The organism is Streptomyces sp. NPDC001568 (genome assembly GCF_042893755.1).
In the GTDB taxonomy this organism is placed as follows: domain Bacteria; phylum Actinomycetota; class Actinomycetes; order Streptomycetales; family Streptomycetaceae; genus Streptomyces.
This window is the reverse complement of record NZ_JBIAVF010000006.1, coordinates 1-21,622: the sequence shown is the minus strand read 5'-3', so window position 1 is coordinate 21,622 and position 21,622 is coordinate 1. Positions and strand designations below refer to the sequence as shown.

Below are 21,622 nucleotides of genomic sequence, written 5' to 3'. Positions count from 1 at the left end.
GGACCTCGGCACTTCGTTCCTGTTCGTGAGTGCCGCGCTGCGACACTCCCTGGCGTGACCATCGCCGTGCCGGCCGGGGTGAGGAACCTGCCGAGCCAACCACCGTCCACGGCCGCGCCCGCGAGGTCCGCTGGACGGCGAGTTCCACGGGGGAGGCAGAGGTCAGGCCGTTGCCGGCGGCGATGTGGACGGCCAGGACCCTCGCCGCCCGCGCCCTTCTCGGCGAGGCGGGCCGCGCGGCGGATGAGCGTACGGCCCTCCGGGCCGCCGGTCAGGCCGACGACGATCCGTTCGCGGGCCTGCCAGGTGGAGCCCCGGTACTCGATCTCGCGCGGTTCGACCAGTTCCAGGCCGTGCAGCATCACCTCGGCGCGGGGCCTGGAGTGGTGCTCGACGAAGCCGACGACGCAGTCCGTGCCCCGCTCGATCCAGCGGTGCGCCTCGGACAGCATGGCGTACGTCTCGCCGACGCCCGGCGCCGCGCCGAGGTGGATGCGGAGTACGCCGCGTCCCATGTTCCGTCTCTTCTCCTGCCCTGGGTGATCAGACGACCGGGGTGGGTGATGAGGATCTCCAACAGGTGCCATTCGGTCGGGGTGAGCCGCACATGTCGGGCACGCCGAGGTCCAGCACGATGACGTCCGGCTTGCGCGCCGCCGCGAGCCGCAGGGCCGATCCACCGTCGCCGGCCTCCTCGACCTCGAACTTGCGCGCCTGGAGATTGATCCTCAGCGCGCGGACGAGCTGGGGATCGTCCTCCACCACCAGCACCCGGGTCATCGGTGTGCAGCCTTTCCTTGGGTACGGGCACGGCGGGAGCCGACGGTGCGTTGCCGGCCCCCGGCCGAGGGCCGGGGGAGCGGCGCGCTCCGCCGGCGCCCGGAGACGTGCGTGGTGGAGCGTCAGCTCTTGGAGAGCGCCTTCAGGGCGGTGTTGAGTTCGAGGACGTTGACGCGCGGTTCGCCCATGAAGCCGAGGGTGCGGCCGGTGGTGTGGTCGGCCACGAGCTTCTCGACCTGCTCGACGTCGAGCTTGTTCTGCTCGGCGACCCGGTGGACCTGGAGCTCGGCGTACTCGGGGGAGATGTTCGGGTCGAGGCCGGAGCCGGAGGAGGTGACGGCGTCGGCGGGGACGTCCTGAGGCTTGACCCGGTACCCGGCAGTGGAGTTGTCCGCGATGACGGCTTCCTTGGCGGCGACGACCTGGGCGCAGAGGGTGCCTTCCTCGGCGTCCTTGGTGCACCGGCCGTTGACCGCGCCGTTGTCGGCGGACCGGTTGGTGGCTCCGGACAGGATCAGCGAGTACTGCGTGTTGACGCTGTTGCTGCCGAGGCCGTTGGAGGGGCGGGGCTGGAACCACTTCAGGTCCGGCCGGGCCGCCTCCTCGGCGTCGTTCGGATCGTTCTTCGGGAGGTGGTACGTCTGCCCGATGAGGGAGGAGCCGACGACCTGGCCGCTCTTGTCCTTGATCTCGGAGCCGTTGGCCTTGTCGTTGAACAGGGCCTGGGCGATCCCGGTGACGGCGAGCGGGTAGATGACCCCGCAGATCACGGTCAGGACGAGCAGGGCGCGCAGGCCCGCCCCGAGCAACCGTGCCGCGCTTCCTACTGAGTTGTTCATCGCAGATCAGCCGATTCCGGGGATGAGGGAGATGAGCAGGTCGATGAGCTTGATGCCGATGAACGGGGCGACGAGGCCGCCGAGTCCGTAGATCCCGATGTTGCGGCGCAGCATCTTGTCGGCGCTGGTGGGCCGGTACTGGACGCCCTTGAGGGCGAGCGGGACGAGCGCGATGATGATCAGCGCGTTGAAGATGACGGCGGAGAGGATCGCCGACTCCGGCGAGTGCAGGCCCATGATGTTGAGCTTGTCGAGGCCCGGGTGGACCACGGCGAACATGGCCGGGATGATCGCGAAGTACTTGGCGACGTCGTTGGCGATGGAGAACGTGGTCAGCGCGCCGCGGGTGATCAGCAATTGCTTGCCGATCTCCACGATCTCGATGAGCTTGGTGGGGTTGGAGTCGAGGTCCACCATGTTCCCGGCCTCCTTGGCGGCCGAGGTACCGGTGTTCATGGCGACGCCCACGTCCGCCTGCGCGAGCGCCGGGGCGTCGTTCGTACCGTCGCCGGTCATCGCGACGAGCTTGCCGCCGGCCTGTTCCCGTTTGATCAGCGCCATCTTGTCCTCGGGCGTCGCTTCGGCGAGGAAGTCGTCGACGCCCGCCTCCTCGGCGATGGCCTTCGCGGTCAGCGGGTTGTCGCCCGTGATCATGATGGTTTTGATGCCCATGCGGCGCAGCTCGTCGAACCGCTCCCGCATGCCTTCCTTGACGACGTCCTTGAGGTGGATGACGCCCAGGACCCGGGCCCCGCGCTCGTCCTTGACGGCGACGAGCAGCGGGGTGCCGCCGGCTTCCGAGATCCGGTTGGCGAGGAGGTCGGCGTCGTCGGAGACCCGGCCACCCTGTTCCCGTACCCAGGTGATGACCGATCCGGCCGCGCCCTTGCGGGTCTGCTTGCCGTCCACGTCGACACCCGACATACGGGTCTGGGCGGTGAAGGCGATCCACTCGGCCTGCGCCAGTTCGCCCTGGTGGCGCTCGCGCAGTCCGTACTTCTCCTTCGCCAGGACCACGATGGAGCGGCCCTCGGGGGTCTCGTCGGCGAGGGAGGACAGGTGGGCGGCGTCGGCCAGTTCGGCTTCCGTGGTGCCCTTGACCGGGACGAACTCGCAGGCCTGGCGGTTGCCGAGGGTGATGGTGCCGGTCTTGTCGAGCAGCAGGGTGGAGACGTCGCCGGCGGCTTCCACCGCACGACCGCTCATCGCGAGGACGTTGCGCTGGACGAGCCGGTCCATGCCCGCGATGCCGATGGCGGAGAGCAGCGCGCCGATCGTGGTCGGGATCAGGCAGACCAGCAGGGCCGTCAGCACGATCATCGACTGCTCGGCGCCCGCGTAGATCGCGAACGGCTGCAGGGTCACCACGGCCAGCAGGAAGACGATCGTCAGCGAGGCGAGCAGGATGTTCAGCGCGATCTCGTTGGGCGTCTTCTGCCGGGCCGCGCCCTCCACCAGTGCGATCATGCGGTCGATGAAGGTCTCGCCGGGCTTCGTCGTGATCTTGATGACGATCCGGTCGGACAGGACCTTCGTACCACCGGTGACGGCCGAACGGTCGCCGCCGGACTCGCGGATGACCGGCGCGGACTCGCCGGTGATGGCGGACTCGTCGACGGACGCGACGCCTTCGACCACGTCACCGTCGCCGGGGATGACGTCCCCGGCCTCGCAGACCACCAGGTCACCGATGCGCAGCTCGGCTCCCGGGACCTGTTCCTCGCTCCGGCCGTCCTTGCTCAGGCGGCGCGCGACGGAGTCGGTCTTGGCCTTGCGCAGGGTGTCGGCCTGCGCCTTGCCGCGGCCCTCGGCGACGGCCTCCGCAAGGTTGGCGAAGATCGTGGTCAGCCACAGCCAGCCGGTGATGGCCCAGCCGAACCAGTCCGTCGGATCCTTGATCGCCAGGACGGTCGTCACGACCGAGCCGATCAGGACCACGAACATGACGGGGGACTTGATCATGACCCGGGGGTCGAGCTTGCGCACGGCGTCCGGGAAGGACTTCAGTAGCGCCCCGGGGTCGAACAGCCCCCCGCCGACGCGGCCGGCAGGCGGCTTGTGGCCGGTGGGCAGGTCGTCGTGCGGAGCACGGGTCGGGGTGGCGGTGCTCATGAGGCGAGCCCTTCGGCGAGCGGTCCCAGCGCGAGGGCCGGGAAGTAGGTCAGACCGGTGATGATGAGGATCGTGCCGACGAGCAGGCCCGCGTAGAGCGGCTTGTCGGTGCGCAGGGTGCCGGCCGTCTCCGGTACCGGCTTCTGCTCGGCCAGCGAACCGGCGAGGGCGAGGACGAACACCATGGGAAGGAAGCGGCCCAGCAGCATGGCGATGCCGATGGTGCTGTTGAACCACTGCGTGTCCGCGTTGAGGCCGGCGAAGGCGGAGCCGTTGTTGTTGGCACCCGAGGTGTAGGCGTAGAGGATCTCGGAGAAGCCGTGCGCGCCCGAGTTCGTCATCGAGTTCGCCGGGGTGTCCAGCGCCATGGCTGCCGCGGTGAAGCCGAGGACCAGGGCCGGGGTGATGAGGATGTAGCAGGCCGCGAGCTTGATCTGCTGGGTGCCGATCTTCTTGCCCAGGTACTCGGGGGTCCGGCCGACCATGAGGCCTGCGATGAACACGGCGATGATCGCCATGATCAGCATGCCGTAGAGGCCGGAGCCGACGCCGCCGGGCGCGATCTCGCCGAGCTGCATGCCCAGCATCGCGATGCCGCCGCCGAGGCCGGTGTAGGAGGAGTGGAAGGAGTTGACCGCGCCCGTGGAGGTGAGGGTGGTCGCGACGGCGAAGATCGACGAACCGCCGACCCCGAAGCGCGTTTCCTTGCCCTCCATGGCCCCACCGGCGACGTCGAACGCCGGGCCGTGGTGGGCGAACTCGGTCCACATCATCAGCGCGGTGAAGGCGATCCAGATGATGCCCATCGTCGCGAGGATCGCGTACCCCTGGCGCAGGTTGCCGACCATGCGGCCGAAGGTCCGGGTCAGGGCGAAGGGGATCAGCAGGATCAGGAAGATCTCGAAGAGGTTCGAGAAGGGGGTGGGGTTCTCGAAGGGGTGGGCGGAGTTGGCGTTGAAGTAGCCGCCGCCGTTCGTACCCAGTTCCTTGATGACTTCCTGCGAGGCCACGGCCCCGCCGTTCCACTGCTGTGTGCCGCCCAGGAACTGGCCGACCTCGTGGATGCCGGCGAAGTTCTGGATGGCGCCGCAGGCGACCAGGACGATCGCGCCGATCACCGAGATCGGGAGCAGGATGCGGACGGTGCCGCGGACCAGGTCGGACCAGAAGTTGCCGAGCTCACCGGTACGCGACCGGGAGAATCCCCGTACCAGGGCCACCGCGACGGCCATGCCGACGGCGGCGGAGACGAAGTTCTGCACCGCCAGGCCACCGGTCTGTACGACGTGGCCCATGGCCTGCTCGCCGTAGTACGACTGCCAGTTGGTGTTGGCGACGAACGACGCGGCGGTGTTGAACGCCTGGTCCGGGTCGATCGAGGAGAAGCCGAGCGAGCCCGGCAGGCTGCCCTGCACGCGCTGCATCAGGTACAGGAACAGGACGCTCACGGCGGAGAAGGCGAGGACGGCGCGCACGTAGGCGGGCCAGCGCATCTCGGCCGACGGGTTGGCGCCGATGGCTTTGTAGATCCACTTCTCCGGGCGGTAGTGCTTCTCGGAGGAGTAGACCTTGGCCATGTGGTCGCCCAGCGGGCGGTAGGCCAGCGCGAGCGCGGCGATCAGCGCGAGCAGCTGGAGCACTCCAGCGGTTACGGGGCTCATGTCAGTGCTCAGAACCTCTCCGGGTACACGAGGGCGAGGACGAGGTAACCGAGCAGGGAGACGGCGACCAGCAGGCCGACGATGTTCTCGATCGTCACAGCTTGGTCACCCCCCGGGCGATGAAGGCCACCAGCGCGAACACCGCGACCGTGGTGACGACGAAGGCCAGATCGGCCATCGCGAGCTCCTGGGTGAAGAGGGAAGTAAGGAATCGGCCAGACGGCCGATAACGAGATAACCGTGTCTTCAGCCCGGCGTTAAGACGTCTTGACGGGCTCCATACGGACCCCGGGGAACTCTTGATGCCGTCCTGACGCGAGGGGCCGTGAATCGCCGCTCAGCCCTGGTGGGACAGGCCGGCCGTGTCCAGGGCGGCGCCTGCCTGCGAAGCCAGGGCGACGGACACCAGGCGGGCCTCTTCGGGCGGCAGCGGGCGTCCGGGGAGCGGGTCGCGGCGGGAGAGCTCCGTGCGCAACGGTACGAGCGCGAGCGCCACGAGGAAGGGGGCCACGAGCCCCGCCAGTACGGCGGCGGGGTCGTGGAGTCGGTAACCGGACACGTGATGCCTCCTGTCCGGAGGGCAGAGCCTCGGATCAGAACTTCTCGGGCCTGATCAGAACTTCTCGGGCCTGATCAGAGCGGCCACGAGGTAGCCGAGCAGGGCGAGGGCGACGATGAGCCCGACCACGTTTTCCGCGTCCATCCGCTACTTCTCCTTCGATGTGTGCGCTCGGGCTGCGTCGCCCACGTCCAGCGTGCCCCCGGACGCCGGCGCAGCCCCGCACCCTGGCGGGCTCTTGACGGACCTCATACGGCATGAGGGCCCCGGTGTCAGGAGCGCGTGAAGAGTGGGCCGGTGGGCGTATGGATCGCGCCAAGCGCTCTGGTCATCCGGCCACGGCCTCCGGACGCTGTCCTCACTTTGTCCCACGGAGGAACCAGCGAAGATGGCTATACACATGCGAAGGCCGGCCACGACAGGACAGGCGCCGAGCACGGAGCAACCTCCTGATACCGGCGTCACGGCGCCCGCAGCGGGGGACCGGCACCGGCTGACCGCCCTCCAGGGCCTGGCCGCGCTGTCGCTGGACGCGATGGCCTCCGTCGCCTACGGGCCCGAGTCGATCGTGCTGGTCCTGGCGGCGGCCGGGGCCTACGGCCTCGGATTCACCCTCCCCGTCACCCTGGCGATCGCGGCGCTGCTCGCCGTGCTGGTGGCCTCGTACCGGCAGGTGATCGCGGCGTTCCCGGACGGCGGCGGCTCGTACGCCGTCGCCAAGGAGCACCTGGGCCGACGTACGAGCCTGGTGGCCGCGGCCTCGCTGATCCTCGACTACGTCCTGAACGTGGCCGTCTCCGTCACCGCCGGCGTCGCCGCGCTGACCTCGGCCTTCCCCGAGCTGTACGGCGAGCGGGTCTGGATCTGCCTCGGGATCCTGGCCCTGGTCACGGCGGTGAACCTGCGAGGTGTCGTCGACTCCGCCAAGGCCTTCCTGGTCCCGACGGCCGTCTTCGTCGGGTCGATCCTGACCATGGTCGCGGTCGGCCTCTTCCGCGACGGTCCGGTGAGCACCGCCTCGGCCGCCGGGCACCCCTCCGCCCTGGGGGAGGGCGCCACCGCGGTCGGCGCGCTCCTGCTGCTGAAGGCCTTCGCGGCCGGCTGCTCCGCCCTGACGGGCGTCGAGGCGGTCGCCAACGCCGTGCCGTCCTTCCGGGCCCCGGCCGCCCGGCGCGCCCAGCGCACCGAGGTCGCCCTCGGTGCCCTCCTCGGCGTCATGCTGATCGGGCTGTCGGTGCTGATCGGCCGTTTCCACCTCCAGCCGGTCGAGGGCGTGACCGTCCTCGCCCAGCTCGCGGACGCCTCCTTCGGCCACAACGCGGCCTTCTACGTCGTCCAGTTCGCCACCATGGTGCTGCTGGCACTCGCCGCGAACACCTCCTTCGGCGGGCTCCCGGTGCTCATGAGCCTGCTCGCCCGCGACAACCACCTGCCGCACGTCTTCGCCCTCAAGGCGGACCGCCAGGTGCACCGCCACGGGGTCGTGTGGCTGGCGCTCGTGTCGGGAGTCCTGCTGGTGTTCTCCGGCGGCGACACCAACACCCTCGTCCCGCTCTTCGCGATCGGTGTCTTCGTCGGCTTCACCATCTGCCAGGTCGGCATGGTCCGGCACTGGTCCGGCGAGCGCCCCAGGGGCTGGCGGTCGAAGGCCGTCCTCAACGGCTTCGGTGCCCTGCTCACCGGCGTCGCGGCAGTCGTCGTGGCCGCCACCAAGTTCACCGAGGGCGCCTGGCTGATCGTGCTCGCCCTGCCGCTGCTCGTCCTCGGCTTCGAGAAGGTCCGCCGTGCGTACGAGCAGATCGGAGAACGCCTGGAACTCGGCCGCATCCCGCAGCCGCCGCACCGCTCCCGCTCACTCGTCGTGGTACCCGTTTCCGGGCTCTCCCGCCTGACCTGCCAGGCGCTCACCGCCGCCCGCTCGCTCGGCGACGAGGTCCGTGCCGTGACCATCGCGCACTCCGCTCCGGAGGACCGGACCGCGGCCGAAGCGCTGCGCCGTGACTGGGAGTTGTGGAAACCCGGTGTCGAGCTGACCGAGATCACCTCGCGGAGCCGTTCGCTCGGCCGGCCCGTGTCGGCCTACGTGCGCGAACTGGCCCGTACGCACCCGGACGCCCAGGTGACCGTCCTCATTCCGGAGACCGAGCCCGCCCACCTGTGGCAGCGGATGCTCCAGAACCAGCGCGGCTCGGTCGTCGCCCACGCCGTACGCCGCGACACGGACGCCGTCATCTGCCGACTGCGCTTCCGCATCACCGACAACGCACGCTGACCTGCGTTGACGCGCCTTTGACGGCGACCTGACGCGCCTCGTGCGCCGCCGTCAAGAAGGTGCCAATTCCCCCGCCCGGATGGGTCATCGGCCCTGAACGGGCACTAGTTTCCTGCCTGTTGCGCCGCCGGGGACCTCGATCACTCACATGACGGCCGAGGGGGTCCATGCGAGACAGTCCCCGGCGGCGGCAACCCTCTCCCGCACCCCATCGATCTCGTCAGAAGGTCGCTCCATGCCTCCCGCCGCCGCGCAGCACGTTCCCCCGGGTCCCGGCACACCTCCGCGGACCCCGGTCCACCGTCCGTCCCGGAAACACTCCCGCCAGGTGAACGTGCTGGAGCCCGAACTCCTCGCCGCCTCGGCCCGGGAGGCCGTTGCCAAGCTGCACCCGCGCGAACTGGTCAAGAAGCCGGTGCTGTTCGTCGTCGCCGTCGGATCGCTCCTCACCACGCTCTCCGCGCTGATCCACCCCTCCGTCTTCACCTGGGTGATCAGCGTCTGGCTCTGGCTGACGGTCCTCTTCGCCAACCTCGCCGAAGCCGTCGCCGAAGGTCGCGGCCGCGCCCAGGCCGAGTCGCTGCGCAAAGCGCGTACGGAAACGGTCGCGCTGCGCCTGAGCCACTGGACGTACGGCGCGAACCCGCGCCGCGCCGAGACCGAGGTGGTGACCCCGGCCGAGCTCCAGCCGTTCGACTTCGTGCTCGTCGAGGCCGGGGAACCGATCCCGGCCGACGGGGACGTCGTCGACGGGGCGGCGATGGTGGACGAGTCGGCCGTCACGGGTGAATCGGCCCCGGTCCTACGGGAGTCGGGCGGTGACCGGTCCTCGGTGACCGGTGGGACGACGGTGCTCTCCGACTCGATCGTCGTACGGGTCACCTCGCGCCCGGGGAACAGTTTCATCGAACGCATGATCGCCCTGGTCGAGGGCGCGTCCCGGCAGAAGACCCCCAACGAGATCGCGTTGAACATCCTGCTGGCGGCCCTGACCGTGATCTTCATCCTGATCGTGGTCAGCATCCAGCCGATGGCCGCCCATGCGGGAGCCGCCCAGTCGACGACCGTGCTGGTCGCCCTCCTCGTCACCCTCATCCCCACCACCATCGGCGCCCTGCTCTCCGCGATCGGCATCGCCGGCATGGACCGCCTCGTCCAGCGCAACGTCATCGCGCTGAGCGGCCGCGCCGTCGAGGCCGCGGGCGACGTGGACACCCTCCTCCTCGACAAGACCGGCACCATCACCCACGGCAACCGCGAGGCAGCCGAGTTCATCCCGCTCCCGGGGACCGACCACACCAAGCTGGCCGACGCCGCCCAACTGTCCTCTCTCGCCGACGAGACCCCCGAAGGACGATCCGTCGTCGCTCTGGCCCAGCGGTACGGACTCCAGCCGGCCGCCGCCGAGGACCTCGGCAACCCCCGCTTCACCGAGTTCAGCGCCCGCACCCGGATGAGCGGCGTCAACCTGAGCTGGGACAACGGCGCCGGCTGCGCCATCCGCAAGGGCGCGGTGACGCAGGTCTGCGACTGGGTGGCGGCCCGCGGCGGCAGCGTACCGGCGGAGGCCGCCGCATGGTCGGCGGCCGTCTCCGCATCCGGCGGCACCCCGCTGCTGGTCGCGGTCCACGATTGGGACGGCCCACGTGTCCTCGGCATCATCCACCTGAAGGACGTCGTGAAGGACGGCATCCGGGAGCGCTTCGCGGAACTCCGGGCCATGGGCATCCGTACGGTCATGGTCACGGGCGACAACGAGCTGACGGCCCGCGCCATCGCCGCCGAGGCAGGCGTGGACGAGTACCTCGCCGAGGCCACCCCCGAGGACAAGATGGCCCTCATCAAGCGGGAGCAGGCCGGCGGCAAGCTCGTCGCGATGACCGGCGACGGTACGAACGACGCCCCGGCCCTCGCCCAGGCCGATGTCGGCGTAGCGATGAACACCGGCACCTCGGCCGCCAAGGAGGCCGGGAACATGGTCGACCTGGACTCCGATCCCACCAAGCTCATCGAGATCGTCGAGATCGGCAAGCAGCTCCTCATCACCCGGGGCGCCCTGACGACCTTCTCCATCACGAACGACGTCGCGAAGTACTTCGCGATCATTCCGGCCATGTTCACCACGGCCTACCCCGGGCTCGAAGCCCTCGACATCATGGGCCTGAGCAGCCCGACGTCCGCGATCACCTCGGCGATCATCTTCAACGCGCTGATCATCGTCGCCCTGATCCCGCTCGCCCTGCGCGGCGTCCGCTACAAGCCCGCTTCCGCGCACGACCTCCTGCGCCGCAACCTCGGCGTCTACGGCCTCGGCGGCCTGATCCTGCCCTTCGTCGGCATCAAATTCATCGACCTCCTGGTCTCCACCGTCCCCGGCCTCGGCTGACCGCCCCGCCACTGCGCTGGTTCGTCCGCGTTAAGGACGCGTCAGTATTGCCTCACACCCGTGCAAAAAGGATCTCGCTGCGTACGCTGACTCAGCCGTCGATGTCGATGGCTGATTCTTTCCGTACGACAGGAGCCCGCCACGATGGCCACCCCTGCCCGCACGTCACGCCTGCGGGCGTGGATGCTGGAAGGCTTGACCGCCGAGAACAGTTCGCCCGCCGCCAAGGAGGCGGCCGCCCAGCCGCACGGTCGGCCGTGGTGGCGGGTCATGTGCCTGACGGGTCTCGACTACTTCTCCACCCTCGGCTACCAGCCCGGCATCGCGTTCCTCGCGGCCGGGCTGCTGTCACCGTTGGCGACCATCGTGCTCGTGCTGCTCACCCTCTTCGGGGCGCTGCCCGTCTACCGGCGCGTGGCCGAGGAGAGCCCGCACGGCGAGGGCTCCATCGCCATGCTGGAGCGGCTGCTGACGTTCTGGAAGGGCAAGCTGTTCGTCCTGACCCTCCTCGGGTTCGCCGCCACCGACTTCCTCATCACCATCACCCTCTCCGCCGCCGACGCGACCGCGCACTTGGTGGAGAACCCGCACCTCACCAGCACCCTGCACGGCCACGAGGTGCTGATCACCCTGATCATGATCGCGCTGCTCGGGGCGGTGTTCCTCAAGGGCTTCAGCGAGGCCATAGGCGTGGCGGTGGTCCTGGTCTTCACGTATCTCGGCCTGAACGTGATCGTGGTGGCGGTCGGGCTGTGGCACGTGTTCACCGCACCGCAGGTCGTCACCGACTGGACGGAAGGACTGACCACCGAGCACGGCAATCCGTTCATGATGATCGCCATCGCGCTCGTCGTGTTCCCGAAGCTCGCGCTGGGTCTGTCGGGCTTCGAGACGGGCGTGGCGGTCATGCCGCACGTGAAGGGCGATCCCGACGACACGGCCGCGAAGCCCGCAGGCCGGATCCGTGGCGCGAAGAAGTTGCTGACCACGGCAGCCGTCATCATGAGCGTCTTCCTGATCTGCTCCAGCCTGATCACGACCCTGCTGATCCCGGCCGCCCAGTTCCAGCCGGGCGGCGAGGCCAACGGACGCGCGCTCGCCTACCTGGCGCACGAGTACCTGGGCTCCGCCTTCGGCACGGTCTACGACATCTCCACGATCCTGATCCTGTGGTTCGCCGGCTCCTCCGCCATGGCGGGCCTGCTCAACCTGATGCCGCGCTACCTGCCCCGTTACGGCATGGCCCCGCACTGGGCCCGCGCCCTGCGCCCCATGGTCATCGTGTTCACCCTCGTCGCGTTCCTCGTCACCTGGATCTTCGACGCCGACGTCGACGCCCAGGGCGGCGCGTACGCCACCGGTGTCCTCGTCCTGATCACCTCGGCGGCGGTCGCCGTCACCATCGCCGCCCGGCGGGCGGGGGAGCGCGGCTGGACGATCGGGTTCGGCATCATCTCGGCGGTGTTCATCTACACGACCGCCGTCAACATCGTGGAGCGCCCCGACGGCGTGAAGATCGGCGCCTGCTTCATCGCCGGGATCATGGCACTGTCCCTCCTCTCCCGTCTCGCCCGCGTCTTCGAGCTGCGCGTCACACACGTGGAGTTCGACGACATGGCCCAGCGCTTCATCCGCGACACCGCCAGCCGCACGATCCGTTTCATCGCGAACGAGCCCGACAACCGGGACCGCGAGGAGTACCGGCAGAAGAAGGAACAGATCCGCGCGGACAACGACATCCCCGCCGGGGACGACGTGATGTTCGTGGAGGTCACCGTCCTGGACGCCTCCGAGTTCGAATCCGGCATGCGCGTCCGCGGCGAAGTGCTCCACGACCGCTACCGCGTGCTGACCCTGGAGAGCTCCAGCATCCCCAACGCGTTGGCCGCACTCCTCCTCCACGTACGCGATGCGACCGGCCAGCGGCCGCACATCTACTTCGAGTGGACCGAGGGCAACCCGTTCGCCAACTTCTTCCGGTTCTTCCTCTTCGGCCAGGGCGAGGTCGCGCCGGTCACCCGCGAGGTCATCCGCGAGGCCGAACCGGACCGCTCCCGCCGCCCGCACGTTCACGCCGGCTGACCCCGGATCCGGCGTCAAGATGCCGACAGGAATCGCGCCGGACCCTCGCCAAGGCGAGGGTCCGGCGCGATTCTCATGACGTGACCATCGACTGGCTCCCCGACCGCGGCATCCGCCGGGCGATCCTCACCCTCGGCGCGGCCGGCCTGGCCGTCATCGCCACCGGCGCCCTGATCGAAGCCCTCTGGCTGCTCGGCCTCGGCGTCTGGGCGGTGATCGCCGCGATGATGATCGAGCTCGTCTACCGCCCCTAGGCCTGGCTGCGGCAGTCCTGTGGCGTCCGCGCCGTACGAGGACCGTTCGCGCGCGCCGAGGCAATGAGCCGCGCGTGCGTGCTGTGCCCACCGAGGTGCGTGGTTGAGGCTACTTACCGGTCGTGCCGGGGTTCCCTGTCGAGGGATTCCTGGTAGGCGTCCGCGTACGTGGGGGAGTCCTTGATCAGGTCGTCACAGAACGCCGCGACATCGCTGCCGATGAGTTGCAGGACGCCCTTGCCCGCTACGACACCCTCCTCGAAGAAGTCGACGATCCCGGGGAGCAGCGGCCCGTCAGGCAGGTCGATCGGTCCGACCTTGAACAGGTACTTCTGCATTTCCTCGTAGACGATCCGGTAGTCCGGGGGGAGGGCCTTGACCCGAGCCGTGTGCGCCCGCCACTGCTTCTTGCCCTCGATGATGTCCTGGATGCCCATGTCAGCCTCCCAGCCTGCTCAATTTCCTGGCGACGTTCCTGTTCAGCTGCTCGCGCCAGCGGTCGCGATAGGTTCGGGCCCCTTCGCCGCCGGCCAGTGCCGTGCAGAAGCCCCGGATGTCGTCGCCGAGCACCTCGTGGACGCTCTGCCCGTCCGCCGCTGTTCCTTCGAGCAGTCCCAGGGCGGCGTCGAGGATCGGCATCAGGTTGCGGCCGGTGAAGTCCCCGTGGGGGAGGAGGCCGACCTTGATCTGTTCCCACGCCGCCCGGTGGTCGCCCGGCAGGGCGGCGGCCCGGGCTTCGAACGCCTTCCATTCCCTGGTGAGATCGCTGCCGGTGATGGTCTCCCAGAAGTTCATCGCCCGCCCTCCTTGAGCTTGTCGATGCGTGATGAGACGTACTGCCATTTCGCCCAGAACTTCGCGAGCTCCTCGCGGCCCGCCTCGTTGAGCGCGTAGAACTTGCGCGGGGGGCCGACCCCGGAAGGTCGCTTCGTCACCCGGACGAGTCCGTTCCTCTCCAGCCGCAGCAGGATGGTGTACACCGTCCCCTCGATGACGTCGGTGAAGCCCAGCTCGTTCAGCCGGCGGGTGATGGCGTACCCGTAGGTCTCCTCGCGGTCGATGATTTCGAGCACGCACCCTTCGAGCGTGCCCTTCAGCATCTCCGTCAGGTCGTCCATCGCACGTCTTCCTCCTCGATGCCCGCGGTACTGTGTAGTACCGAGTACAGCTATACGGTATCACCGAGTAGTGAAGGGTGTCGGCGATCGGCGAGTCGCCGTCGCCGGATACGAAGAGGGCGCGACGGAGCTGAACCGTCCGCCGCAGGCACCGGGCGGCCGTCGAAGCTGACGGTCCGCCCGGCCGTCGCGTCTGCGGCGGGGCTGACGAACGCTCCCTGCTGTGGCCTCAGATGCCGATGTCCCGGCTCCGGTAGTCCTCCAGGGTCTCGCGCCGGACGAGGAGCCGGGCCGTGCCTTCGTGGACGGCTACGACGGCCGGCCGGCCGACCAGGTTGTAGCCGGAGGCCATGGACAGCTGGTAGGCGCCGGCCACCGGTACCGCGAGCAGGTCGCCCGGGTGGATGTCGCCCGGCAGTTGGACGTCGGAGGCGAGGACGTCGCCCGCCTCGCAGTGACGGCCGACGACCGTGGCCCTACGGGGCCCCGTCAGCGAGTGGCGGCCGACGAGCCGGGGCGCGTACCGCACCCCGTACAGGGCGGGGCGCGGGTTGTCGCTCATGCCGCCGTCGACGGCGACGAACACCTTCTCGCCGGTGTGCTTGACGGTGAGCACCCGGTAGAGGGCGACTCCGGCGGGGCCCACGACGGCCCGTCCGGGTTCGACGGCGAGCCGGGGCACGGGCAGTCCCGCGGCGGCGCAGCCGTCGACGAGTTCCGTACGCATCCGCCGGGCGAGCGCGGTGAGGTCGAGAGCGGGTTCACCGGGCCGGTAGGCGATGCCGTGGCCGCCACCCATGTCGAGCTCGGGCAGGACCAAGCCGTGCGTGTCACGGATGCGGGCCATCAGCCCGATCATGCGGCGCAGAGCGACCAGGTAGGGCTTCACCTCGGTGATCTGCGAGCCGATGTGGCAGTGCAGCCCCGTGAGTTCGAGCTGCGGCCGGCCCACGATCCGGGCGACGGCGTGCTGGGCGCCGCCGTCGGTGAGCGAGAGCCCGAACTTCTGGTCCTCCGTACCGGTGCGGATCTTGTCGTGGCCGCCGGCCGAGACACCCGGGACCACCCGCACCATGACCTTCTGGCGGCCGAAGGGGCCGACGGCGGCGGCGATGCGGGCTATCTCGGACGGGCTGTCGATGACGATCCGTCCCACCCCGAGCCGGAGAGCGGCCGCCAGGTCCTGGGGCGACTTCGCGTTGCCGTGCAGCACGATCCGTTCCGGCGGGAAGCCGGCCGTGACGGCGAGCTCCAACTCCCCGGCCGAGCACACGTCCAGGTCCAGCCCCTCCTCCTGGATCCAGCGGATCATGGCGCGGGAGAGAAACGCCTTGGCCGCGTACAGCACGTCCGCGTCGGGGAAGGCGTCGCGATACGTGCGGCAACGCCCGCGCACCTCGCCCTCGTCCAGCACATAGGTCGGCGTGTCGAACCGGTCGGCGATCTCGCTGAGGGGAACTCCGCCGACGGCCAGGCCACCGTGCGGGAGCGGTGTCGCGGATGAGGGCCATACGGACAGCTCACCGGCGTCGGCGGGCATCTCCGGGAGAACGGCGATGGTCATGATCTGCTCCCCTTCAGGCCGTGCGGGCCGTGGTCTCGGGCACCCGTGCGAACGGGACTCCGGCGGGCCTCGCCACACCCGCCGTGGGCGCGGTGAGAACCGGGTCGACGGTCAGCAGGGACGCGCCGAGCGGCCGGGCCATCGCACGAACCGCGGCCTCGGAGAGCCGGATCCAGGGCTGGGCCGTACCGAGCGTGGCGGCCAGCCGTTCCGGGCTGGTGAAACCGACGGCGGTACGGGCTCCCAGGGGGGTGCGGAACAGCCGCACGACGACGTGCGCCGCTCCCGGCCGGGCGGGCACGTACAGAGGCCCGGCCGGGCTCTGTTCCTCAGGCTCGGAGTCGGATTCGTCGTACCGGAACAAGCACATGGGGCCCTCCTCGGGGAACCACGAGTGACAGGTGACGCCCCGGCGCGGGGAGGCGGTCCGGGACGTGCAACCGAAGCTATCCCCGTCCCCGAGCGCCGGCGGTCACGCCGTAACGGGACCCATACGGCCACCGGCCCACTCCATACGGATCACTGACGGCAGGGCCGGTGACGGCGGACAGGTCGAGGGTGCGGACGCCGTCGTGCAGACATCGCCCCCGTGCGCCCGTCAGGGTCTGGAACGGGGACGTCCTGTCCGCGGCACAGCCCGGTGCCGGAAGCGGCGCAGAGGCGCAAGCAGGCCTCCTCTGGCGGGTTGTCGACCGGCGCGTGGGGCGCACCGACGTGCGCCCCACTGCGAGCCGCGGGCGCAGAAGCCCGCCCCGGCAGGCTGCGCTCCCGCCCCCTGCCCGAAGGGCGGGGGCACGACTAACCGCGGGCGCTCGCCGGATCCTGTCGTCCGGCCAGCAGACCGCGCGACGCCAGCTCCGGAGTAACGCCCTCGCCGAACCAGTACGCCTCCTCCAGGTGCGGATAGCCGGAGAGCACGAAGTGTTCGATCCCGAGCGCGTGGTACTCCTCGATCCGGTCCGCCACGTCCGCGTGGCTGCCGACCAGGGCCGTCCCCGCCCCGCCGCGGACCAGACCGACGCCCGCCCAGAGGTTCGGCGAGATCTCCAGCTTGTCCCGCGTGCCGCCGTGCAGTGCCAGCATCCGCTGCTGCCCGACGGACTCGCTGACCCCCAGCAGCGACTGGGCGGTGGCGATGTCCGCGTCGGAGAGGTCCCCGAGCAGCCGATCGGCCGCGCTCCAGGCCTCCTTCGCCGAATCCCGCGAGATCGTGTGCAGCCGGATCCCGAAGCGCACCGTGCGTCCCCGCTCCTCGGCCAGAGCGCGGATCCAGTCGATCTTCTCCTTCACCTCCTGGGGCCGCTCGCCCCAGGTCAGGTAGACGTCCGCGTGCTCGGCGGCCACCGGCCCGGCCGCGGCCGAGGACCCACCGAAGAAGATCTCCGGCAGCGGGTCCGGCGGCAGCGCCGTCAGCCCGCCGTCGATCTGGTAGTGCTCGCCGCGGAAGTCGTACGGCTTGCCGCCCCACACGCCGCGGACGACCGACAGGAACTCGGCGGTGCGCTCGTAGCGCCGGTCGTGGTCGAGGTGGTCGCCGAACCGCCGCTGCTCGGCGGAGTCCCCGCCCGTGACCACGTTCAGCAGCAGCCGCCCCCGCGTGATCCGCTGGTACGTCGCCGCCATCTGCGCGGCGAGCGTGGGGGAGATGACCCCGGGCCGGAAGGCGACCAGGAACTTCAGCCGCTCCGTGTGCTGGGCCAGGGCGACCGTGGTCAGCCAGGCGTCCTCGCACCAGGTGCCCGTCGGGGTCAGCACCGCCTCGAAGCCGAGCCGTTCGGCCGCCTTGGCGATCTGTGCGAGGTACTCGATGTCGGGCGCGCGCACCCCGGTCGTGGCCGTGTTGTGAGCGTAGGCGTGCCGGTCCACCAGGGTGCGGCCGTCACCGCCGGTGGGCAGGAACCAGTGCAGTCGGACGGTCATCAGGAGTCCTTCCCGTACGTGCGCGGGGCGGTGGTGGAGGGCGGCAGGTCACGGTTGAAGCGGGTGTCCACGAAGTCCTTGAAGACGACCTTGCCGGGGATCAGCTTCAGTTCGGTGAAGGTGTCGGCGATCTTCTGCTCGGAGGCCACGGCCGCGTCGTCGACGGCCACCGCCACCCGGGTGCCGTTGCTGCGCTTGACGGCGTCGAGGGCCACCTCGTACGGCAGTCCGGTCTCCTTCGACCACACCTTCGCCCACTCCTCCGGGTGCTTGAACACCCAGTCCTGGGCGCGCTGGAGGCGCTGGAGGAAGTCGCCGATGGCCTTGCTCTTCGCCCCGTCCGCCAGGGCGGAGGGCGCCGCCACCTGGAAGCCGAGCCCGTTGACGACACCCTCGCCGCTGGTCAGCACCCGGGCACCGGAGCGCAGCACCTGCGAGGTGTACGGGTCCCACACCGCCCAGGCGTCGACCTTGCCGCTGTTGAACGCGGCGAGCGCGTCCGCCGGCTGGAGCAGGGTGATCTGCACGTCGGAGGGGGTCAGGCCGGCGGCCTGGAGGCTCGCGATCAGCTGGAAGTGCGCCGAACTGCCCTGCGCCACCGCGATCTTCTTGCCGCGCAGCTCCGCGGGGGTCTTCAGCGCGGAGTCCTTGGGCACCAGGATCGCCTCGCCGGTCGAGGAGCCGTGCGTGGCGCCCACGACGGCGATTTTCGACTTGGCGGCGGCCGCGAAGACGGGCGGGGTGTTGCCCACGCTGCCCACGTCCACGGCCTTGGCGTTGATCGCCTCCAGCATCGGCGGGCCGGAGGTGAAGGTGGACCACTTGACCGTGTAGTCCAGGTTCTCCAGCTCACCGGCCGCGCGCAGCAGCGACTCCGAGCCGCCCTTCTGGTCCCCGACGTTCAGCGTGACCTTGGCCCCGCTCGACCCGCCGGCCTTCGCGCTCTCCTGACCGGCCGGCTTGGATCCGTCGGCGGCGGAGTTGCCCCCGCAGGCGGACAGCGCCAGGGACAGCGGGATCAGGGCGGCCAGCAGGGGGAGGGTGGTGCGTCTCATGTCGGTTCTCTTCGATCTCTCGTACGGGCGGGCGGAGGGGGAGGCGAGGGAGGGAGCGGGAGGGAGCGGGGGAGCGGGACTCAGTGGACGCCGAGTTCGGCGAGGAGCCGGGTGCGCAGTGCCGCGAAGGTCGGGTCACCGGCGGCGCGGGGCCGCTCCAGGGGCGCCCGTACGTCGTAGGCGATGCGGCCCTCGTCCATGACGAGGATCCGGTCGGCCAACAGGACGGCCTCGTCCACGTCGTGCGTGACCAGGAGCACCGCGCAACCGCGCCGCTGCCACAGCTCGGAGACCAGCAGCTGCGCCTTGATCCTGGTGAGCGCGTCGAGCGCGCCGAACGGCTCGTCCAACAGCAGCAGGTCGGGCTCGCGGACCAGGGCCCGGGCCAGGGAGGCCCGCTGTGCCTCGCCGCCCGACAGGGTCTTGGGCCAGGCGTCGACGCGGTGCTCCAGTCCCACCTCGGCCAACGCCTTCTCGGCGCGCTCCCGTTCGGGCCGGCCCGGCAGCCCGAGCAGGACGTTGCGCCACACCCGCTTCCACGGCATCAGCCGGGGCGCCTGGAAGGCCACCGCCCGCCGCTCGGGCACGAGGACCTCGCCGGAGATCTCCCGGTCCAGGCCGGCCAGGATCCGCAGCAGGGTCGACTTGCCGCAGCCGCTGCGCCCGAGGAGGACGGTGAACTCGCCTGCGGCCAGGCTCAGATCGAGTCCGTCGATGACGGCGCGGCCGTCGAAGGAGCGGGTCAGTCCGGCGACCCGTACGGCGGTCTGCGGGATCACTGCCCCGTGAACGTCGGTCGCCATTGCAGCAGCAGCCTTTCGAGAGCGCGGACGACGAGGTCGGCGGTCAGGCCGAGGAGGGCGTAGACCGCGAGGCAGACGACGATCACGTCCGTACGGAAGAACTCGCGCGCCTGGTTCATCAGGAACCCGATGCCGGCGTCGGCGTTGATGGACTCGCCGAAGACCAGGGCCAGCCAGGCGGTCGCGAGGGAGTAGCGCAGACCCGTCATGAACCCGGGCAGTGCGCCCGGCAGCACCACGTGGCGTACGAGCCCCCAGCGGCCGAGGCCCAAGGCGCCCCCGGCTTCGATGAGTTGCTGGTCCACTCCGCGGATCCCCGCGTAGACGTTCAGGTAGAGGTGGAAGGCCGTCCCGAGGGCGATCAGTGCGACCTTCGGCGCCTCGCCGATGCCCATCCAGATGATGAACAGCGGGATGAGGCCCACCCAGGGGACCGTGCGCAGCATCTGCACGCTCGCGTCGATCAGGTCCTCGCCGAGCCGGGACAGTCCGGACAGCAGCGCGAGGGTGGTGCCCGCGGCCCCGCCGATCAACAGGCCGACGGCGACGCGCTGGAGGGAGATCCACATCGCGGAGGGCAGGGTGCCGTCCCCGATCAGGTCCGCTCCGGCGGAGGCGATGGTGGCCGGCGGCGCGAGGGTGTCGGGGGACAGGATCCCGAAGGTGCTGGCCAGCTGCCACAGGGCGAGGAGCAGGAGCGGCCCGGCGGTCCGCCGCAGCCAGCGGGGCGGGGACCCGCGGCGCGCCGAAGCCGGCACGACGGGGACGAGGGCGGGGGAACGCGGGGCGGGGGTCTTATCGATCGCGACGGATCCCGTTTTGGGGGATATGTCGGGTGGTGCGTGGTCGAGGCTCATCGAGACTCCACGGGAGGGAGGGGAAACGGAGGGGCGGGCCGAACGGGGCCCGGGCGGGGTGCGGCGAAGGCGGTGGAGGTCTGGTGGACGCGTGTCCGCGGCGCTGGACGCGCGGGGTCCTGTCGCCCGCACCGCCGCGACGCGGTGGCCCGTGGCGCGGAGCTACGGGACGGGTGCGGCGGGGGAGTTCAGGGCGTGCGGCGGTCGAGCGCGGAGCGCTCGCGGCACGTGGGGAAAAAGGGCGTCAGCAGCCGCGGCGACACGCGGCGGAGGCCACCCGCAGCAGGTCGATGTGACCGCGCGTGGTGAGCATGGCTGAACGCAACATGCGGCCGAAGGTAGCCAGGAGGCGGCACACCGGTCAATGGTGTCTCAATGATTGGACGGCCAGTCTCCGATATTGGGACACCGGACGACGCGAAGCCCCCGTGGGGCGAGGGAACGCGTACCCGCACGGGGGCGTTCGGCGGCGCCGTGAGCGGCGTCACCGGGGCTCGCATCAGCCGGATCGCGCCATCCGGGCCGCCAGTTGCTCGGGTGAGGCGCCGACACGCGGGGCGAGGCGAAGCGCGGTTGCGGTACGCGTCGTGGCCGGGGAGGAGCCGCCGCGCATCACGCGGCCGGTGCCGGGGGCGAACAGTCGGCGCACGGTCCACTCAGGTTGCCGACGACGCTGTGGAGGCCGAAGCCGTTGGTGCGGACGGACTTGGCCGGCGCCGTGCCCTCGTAGCCGTCCTCGCGGTGTTGAGGGTGGGGAAGTCGCCCTGCCGGATGGCGTGCATGTGTCGGCCGCCGGGGGTGAGGTCGTCGCTCCCCGGGTGGCGCCGCTGCCGGAGGCAGTCGCGGGCCGCGCACAGCCCTTCGGCCTCGGTGACGTGGCCGGTGGCTTCGACGAAGGTGGCGAACCGGGCGTTGGTCACCGTCGTCGGCGCGAGCCGGAAGGGGGCGACCCCGACCTCGGGACCGGCCCTTCGCCGTGGGCCGGGAAGGAGCCCGGGTCGTCGGCGTCCATGAGGAAGCGCCCGCCCCGGCAGGTCGATCAGCCGCCCGGCGGCCCGTTCCGTGGCGGCGACCGGCGACCGGCGGCCGCGGTGCCGGGAGAGCGTGACGGTGGTGACGTCACCGGAGCCGGGAGTGCGGCGGGAACTCGTGGCGGCTCCGTCGGTGCGGGTGGTGGGGGAGCGGCTTCCCGGATCCCGGGGTACCCAGGAGGACGACGTGCTCTTCGGGAGTCATGGTCGTCACCTCCTGGGTCTGCCGGGCTGCGGAGTTACTTGGCGCCGAGACCGGCGTCGGAGACCTCGGGCTTGCCGGCGGCCTTCAGCACCTTGTTGAGGAGCGTCAGGTCGTAGATGCCGGC

At 70.4% G+C, this 21,622-nt stretch carries 19 protein-coding genes and 3 pseudogenes; 4 read left to right on the top strand and 18 right to left on the bottom strand.

Annotation, left to right across the window (positions count from 1 at the left end; all coding sequences use genetic code 11):
* Positions 1-124: 124 nt before the first annotated feature.
* From ACFY0I_RS12495 to kdpF (ACFY0I_RS12460), 8 genes and pseudogenes are all read right to left on the bottom strand, one after another.
* Positions 125-515, bottom strand: a pseudogene (locus ACFY0I_RS12495) (hypothetical protein); the annotation flags it as partial.
* 85 nt (positions 516-600) lie between these two features.
* Positions 601-780, bottom strand: a pseudogene (locus ACFY0I_RS12490) (response regulator); the annotation flags it as partial.
* A gap of 122 nt (positions 781-902) precedes the next feature.
* Complete coding sequence (locus tag ACFY0I_RS12485) at positions 903-1,619, bottom strand: potassium-transporting ATPase subunit C (RefSeq protein WP_388893628.1); 717 nt, start codon at positions 1,617-1,619, stop codon at positions 903-905.
* Positions 1,620-1,625: 6 nt separating this feature from the next.
* Positions 1,626-3,731: a potassium-transporting ATPase subunit KdpB gene (kdpB, locus tag ACFY0I_RS12480; RefSeq protein ID WP_388893626.1), complete on the bottom strand. Its 2,106-nt coding sequence runs from the start codon at positions 3,729-3,731 to the stop codon at positions 1,626-1,628.
* A complete protein-coding gene (kdpA, locus tag ACFY0I_RS12475) occupies positions 3,728-5,392 on the bottom strand; it encodes a potassium-transporting ATPase subunit KdpA (protein ID WP_388893624.1) in 1,665 nt (554 codons plus the stop codon). The genes kdpB (ACFY0I_RS12480) and kdpA overlap by 4 nt, the downstream gene beginning before the upstream one ends.
* Positions 5,393-5,400: 8 nt before the next feature.
* Positions 5,401-5,490, bottom strand: a complete 90-nt coding sequence (kdpF, locus tag ACFY0I_RS12470) for a K(+)-transporting ATPase subunit F (protein ID WP_388893622.1) — start codon at positions 5,488-5,490, stop codon at positions 5,401-5,403.
* A gap of 239 nt (positions 5,491-5,729) precedes the next feature.
* The gene (locus tag ACFY0I_RS12465) at positions 5,730-5,951 is read right to left on the bottom strand and encodes a hypothetical protein (protein WP_388893620.1); all 222 of its coding nucleotides are present in this window, start codon (positions 5,949-5,951) and stop codon (positions 5,730-5,732) included.
* 54 nt (positions 5,952-6,005) lie between these two features.
* A complete protein-coding gene (kdpF, locus tag ACFY0I_RS12460) occupies positions 6,006-6,095 on the bottom strand; it encodes a K(+)-transporting ATPase subunit F (RefSeq protein WP_267724319.1) in 90 nt (29 codons plus the stop codon).
* A gap of 244 nt (positions 6,096-6,339) precedes the next feature.
* Here kdpF (ACFY0I_RS12460) and ACFY0I_RS12455 point away from each other — a divergent pair, with 244 nt between their 5' ends.
* The 4 genes from ACFY0I_RS12455 to ACFY0I_RS12440 all read left to right on the top strand — a co-directional run bounded on the left by ACFY0I_RS12455 (position 6,340) and on the right by ACFY0I_RS12440 (position 12,945).
* Complete coding sequence (locus ACFY0I_RS12455; RefSeq protein ID WP_388893618.1) at positions 6,340-8,223, top strand: APC family permease; 1,884 nt, start codon at positions 6,340-6,342, stop codon at positions 8,221-8,223.
* A 235-nt stretch (positions 8,224-8,458) separates the two neighbouring features.
* Positions 8,459-10,609 (top strand): potassium-transporting ATPase subunit KdpB, encoded by a 2,151-nt coding sequence (gene kdpB / locus ACFY0I_RS12450; protein ID WP_388893616.1) that lies wholly within the window; start codon positions 8,459-8,461, stop codon positions 10,607-10,609.
* Positions 10,610-10,753: 144 nt separating this feature from the next.
* Positions 10,754-12,691 carry an APC family permease gene (locus ACFY0I_RS12445; protein ID WP_388893614.1) on the top strand — a complete coding sequence of 646 codons (1,938 nt, stop codon included), beginning with the start codon at positions 10,754-10,756 and terminating at the stop codon, positions 12,689-12,691.
* Between the two features lie 80 nt (positions 12,692-12,771).
* Complete coding sequence (locus ACFY0I_RS12440) at positions 12,772-12,945, top strand: hypothetical protein (protein ID WP_388893612.1); 174 nt, start codon at positions 12,772-12,774, stop codon at positions 12,943-12,945.
* Positions 12,946-13,058: 113 nt separating this feature from the next.
* Here ACFY0I_RS12440 and ACFY0I_RS12435 read toward each other — a convergent pair whose 3' ends face one another.
* The 10 genes and pseudogenes from ACFY0I_RS12435 to ACFY0I_RS12390 form a co-directional block, all read right to left on the bottom strand.
* Positions 13,059-13,382, bottom strand: coding sequence for a DUF1048 domain-containing protein (locus ACFY0I_RS12435; RefSeq protein WP_388893610.1), 324 nt, complete (start codon positions 13,380-13,382; stop codon positions 13,059-13,061).
* A gap of 1 nt (position 13,383) precedes the next feature.
* On the bottom strand, positions 13,384-13,740 hold the full coding sequence (locus ACFY0I_RS12430; protein WP_388893608.1) for a DUF1048 domain-containing protein: 357 nt from the start codon (positions 13,738-13,740) through the stop codon (positions 13,384-13,386).
* On the bottom strand, positions 13,737-14,063 hold the full coding sequence (locus ACFY0I_RS12425; protein ID WP_388893606.1) for a PadR family transcriptional regulator: 327 nt from the start codon (positions 14,061-14,063) through the stop codon (positions 13,737-13,739). Before ACFY0I_RS12425 ends, ACFY0I_RS12430 begins: the two co-directional genes overlap by 4 nt.
* A gap of 229 nt (positions 14,064-14,292) precedes the next feature.
* The gene (lysA, locus tag ACFY0I_RS12420; protein WP_388893604.1) at positions 14,293-15,627 is read right to left on the bottom strand and encodes a diaminopimelate decarboxylase; all 1,335 of its coding nucleotides are present in this window, start codon (positions 15,625-15,627) and stop codon (positions 14,293-14,295) included.
* Between the two features lie 13 nt (positions 15,628-15,640).
* Positions 15,641-15,997, bottom strand: coding sequence for an SAV_915 family protein (locus ACFY0I_RS12415; RefSeq protein WP_388893602.1), 357 nt, complete (start codon positions 15,995-15,997; stop codon positions 15,641-15,643).
* 397 nt (positions 15,998-16,394) lie between these two features.
* A pseudogene (locus ACFY0I_RS12410) lies at positions 16,395-17,547 on the bottom strand (LLM class flavin-dependent oxidoreductase); the annotation flags it as partial.
* Positions 17,547-18,602, bottom strand: coding sequence for an ABC transporter substrate-binding protein (locus ACFY0I_RS12405; protein WP_388893600.1), 1,056 nt, complete (start codon positions 18,600-18,602; stop codon positions 17,547-17,549). The pseudogene ACFY0I_RS12410 and the gene ACFY0I_RS12405, both read right to left, overlap by 1 nt.
* Positions 18,603-18,682: 80 nt before the next feature.
* Positions 18,683-19,405, bottom strand: a complete 723-nt coding sequence (locus tag ACFY0I_RS12400; protein WP_388893598.1) for an ABC transporter ATP-binding protein — start codon at positions 19,403-19,405, stop codon at positions 18,683-18,685.
* The gene (locus tag ACFY0I_RS12395; protein WP_388893596.1) at positions 19,378-20,262 is read right to left on the bottom strand and encodes an ABC transporter permease; all 885 of its coding nucleotides are present in this window, start codon (positions 20,260-20,262) and stop codon (positions 19,378-19,380) included. The genes ACFY0I_RS12400 and ACFY0I_RS12395 overlap by 28 nt, the downstream gene beginning before the upstream one ends.
* 244 nt (positions 20,263-20,506) lie before the next feature.
* Positions 20,507-20,575: a putative leader peptide gene (locus ACFY0I_RS12390; RefSeq protein ID WP_351286961.1), complete on the bottom strand. Its 69-nt coding sequence runs from the start codon at positions 20,573-20,575 to the stop codon at positions 20,507-20,509.
* Positions 20,576-21,622 lie beyond the last annotated feature (1,047 nt).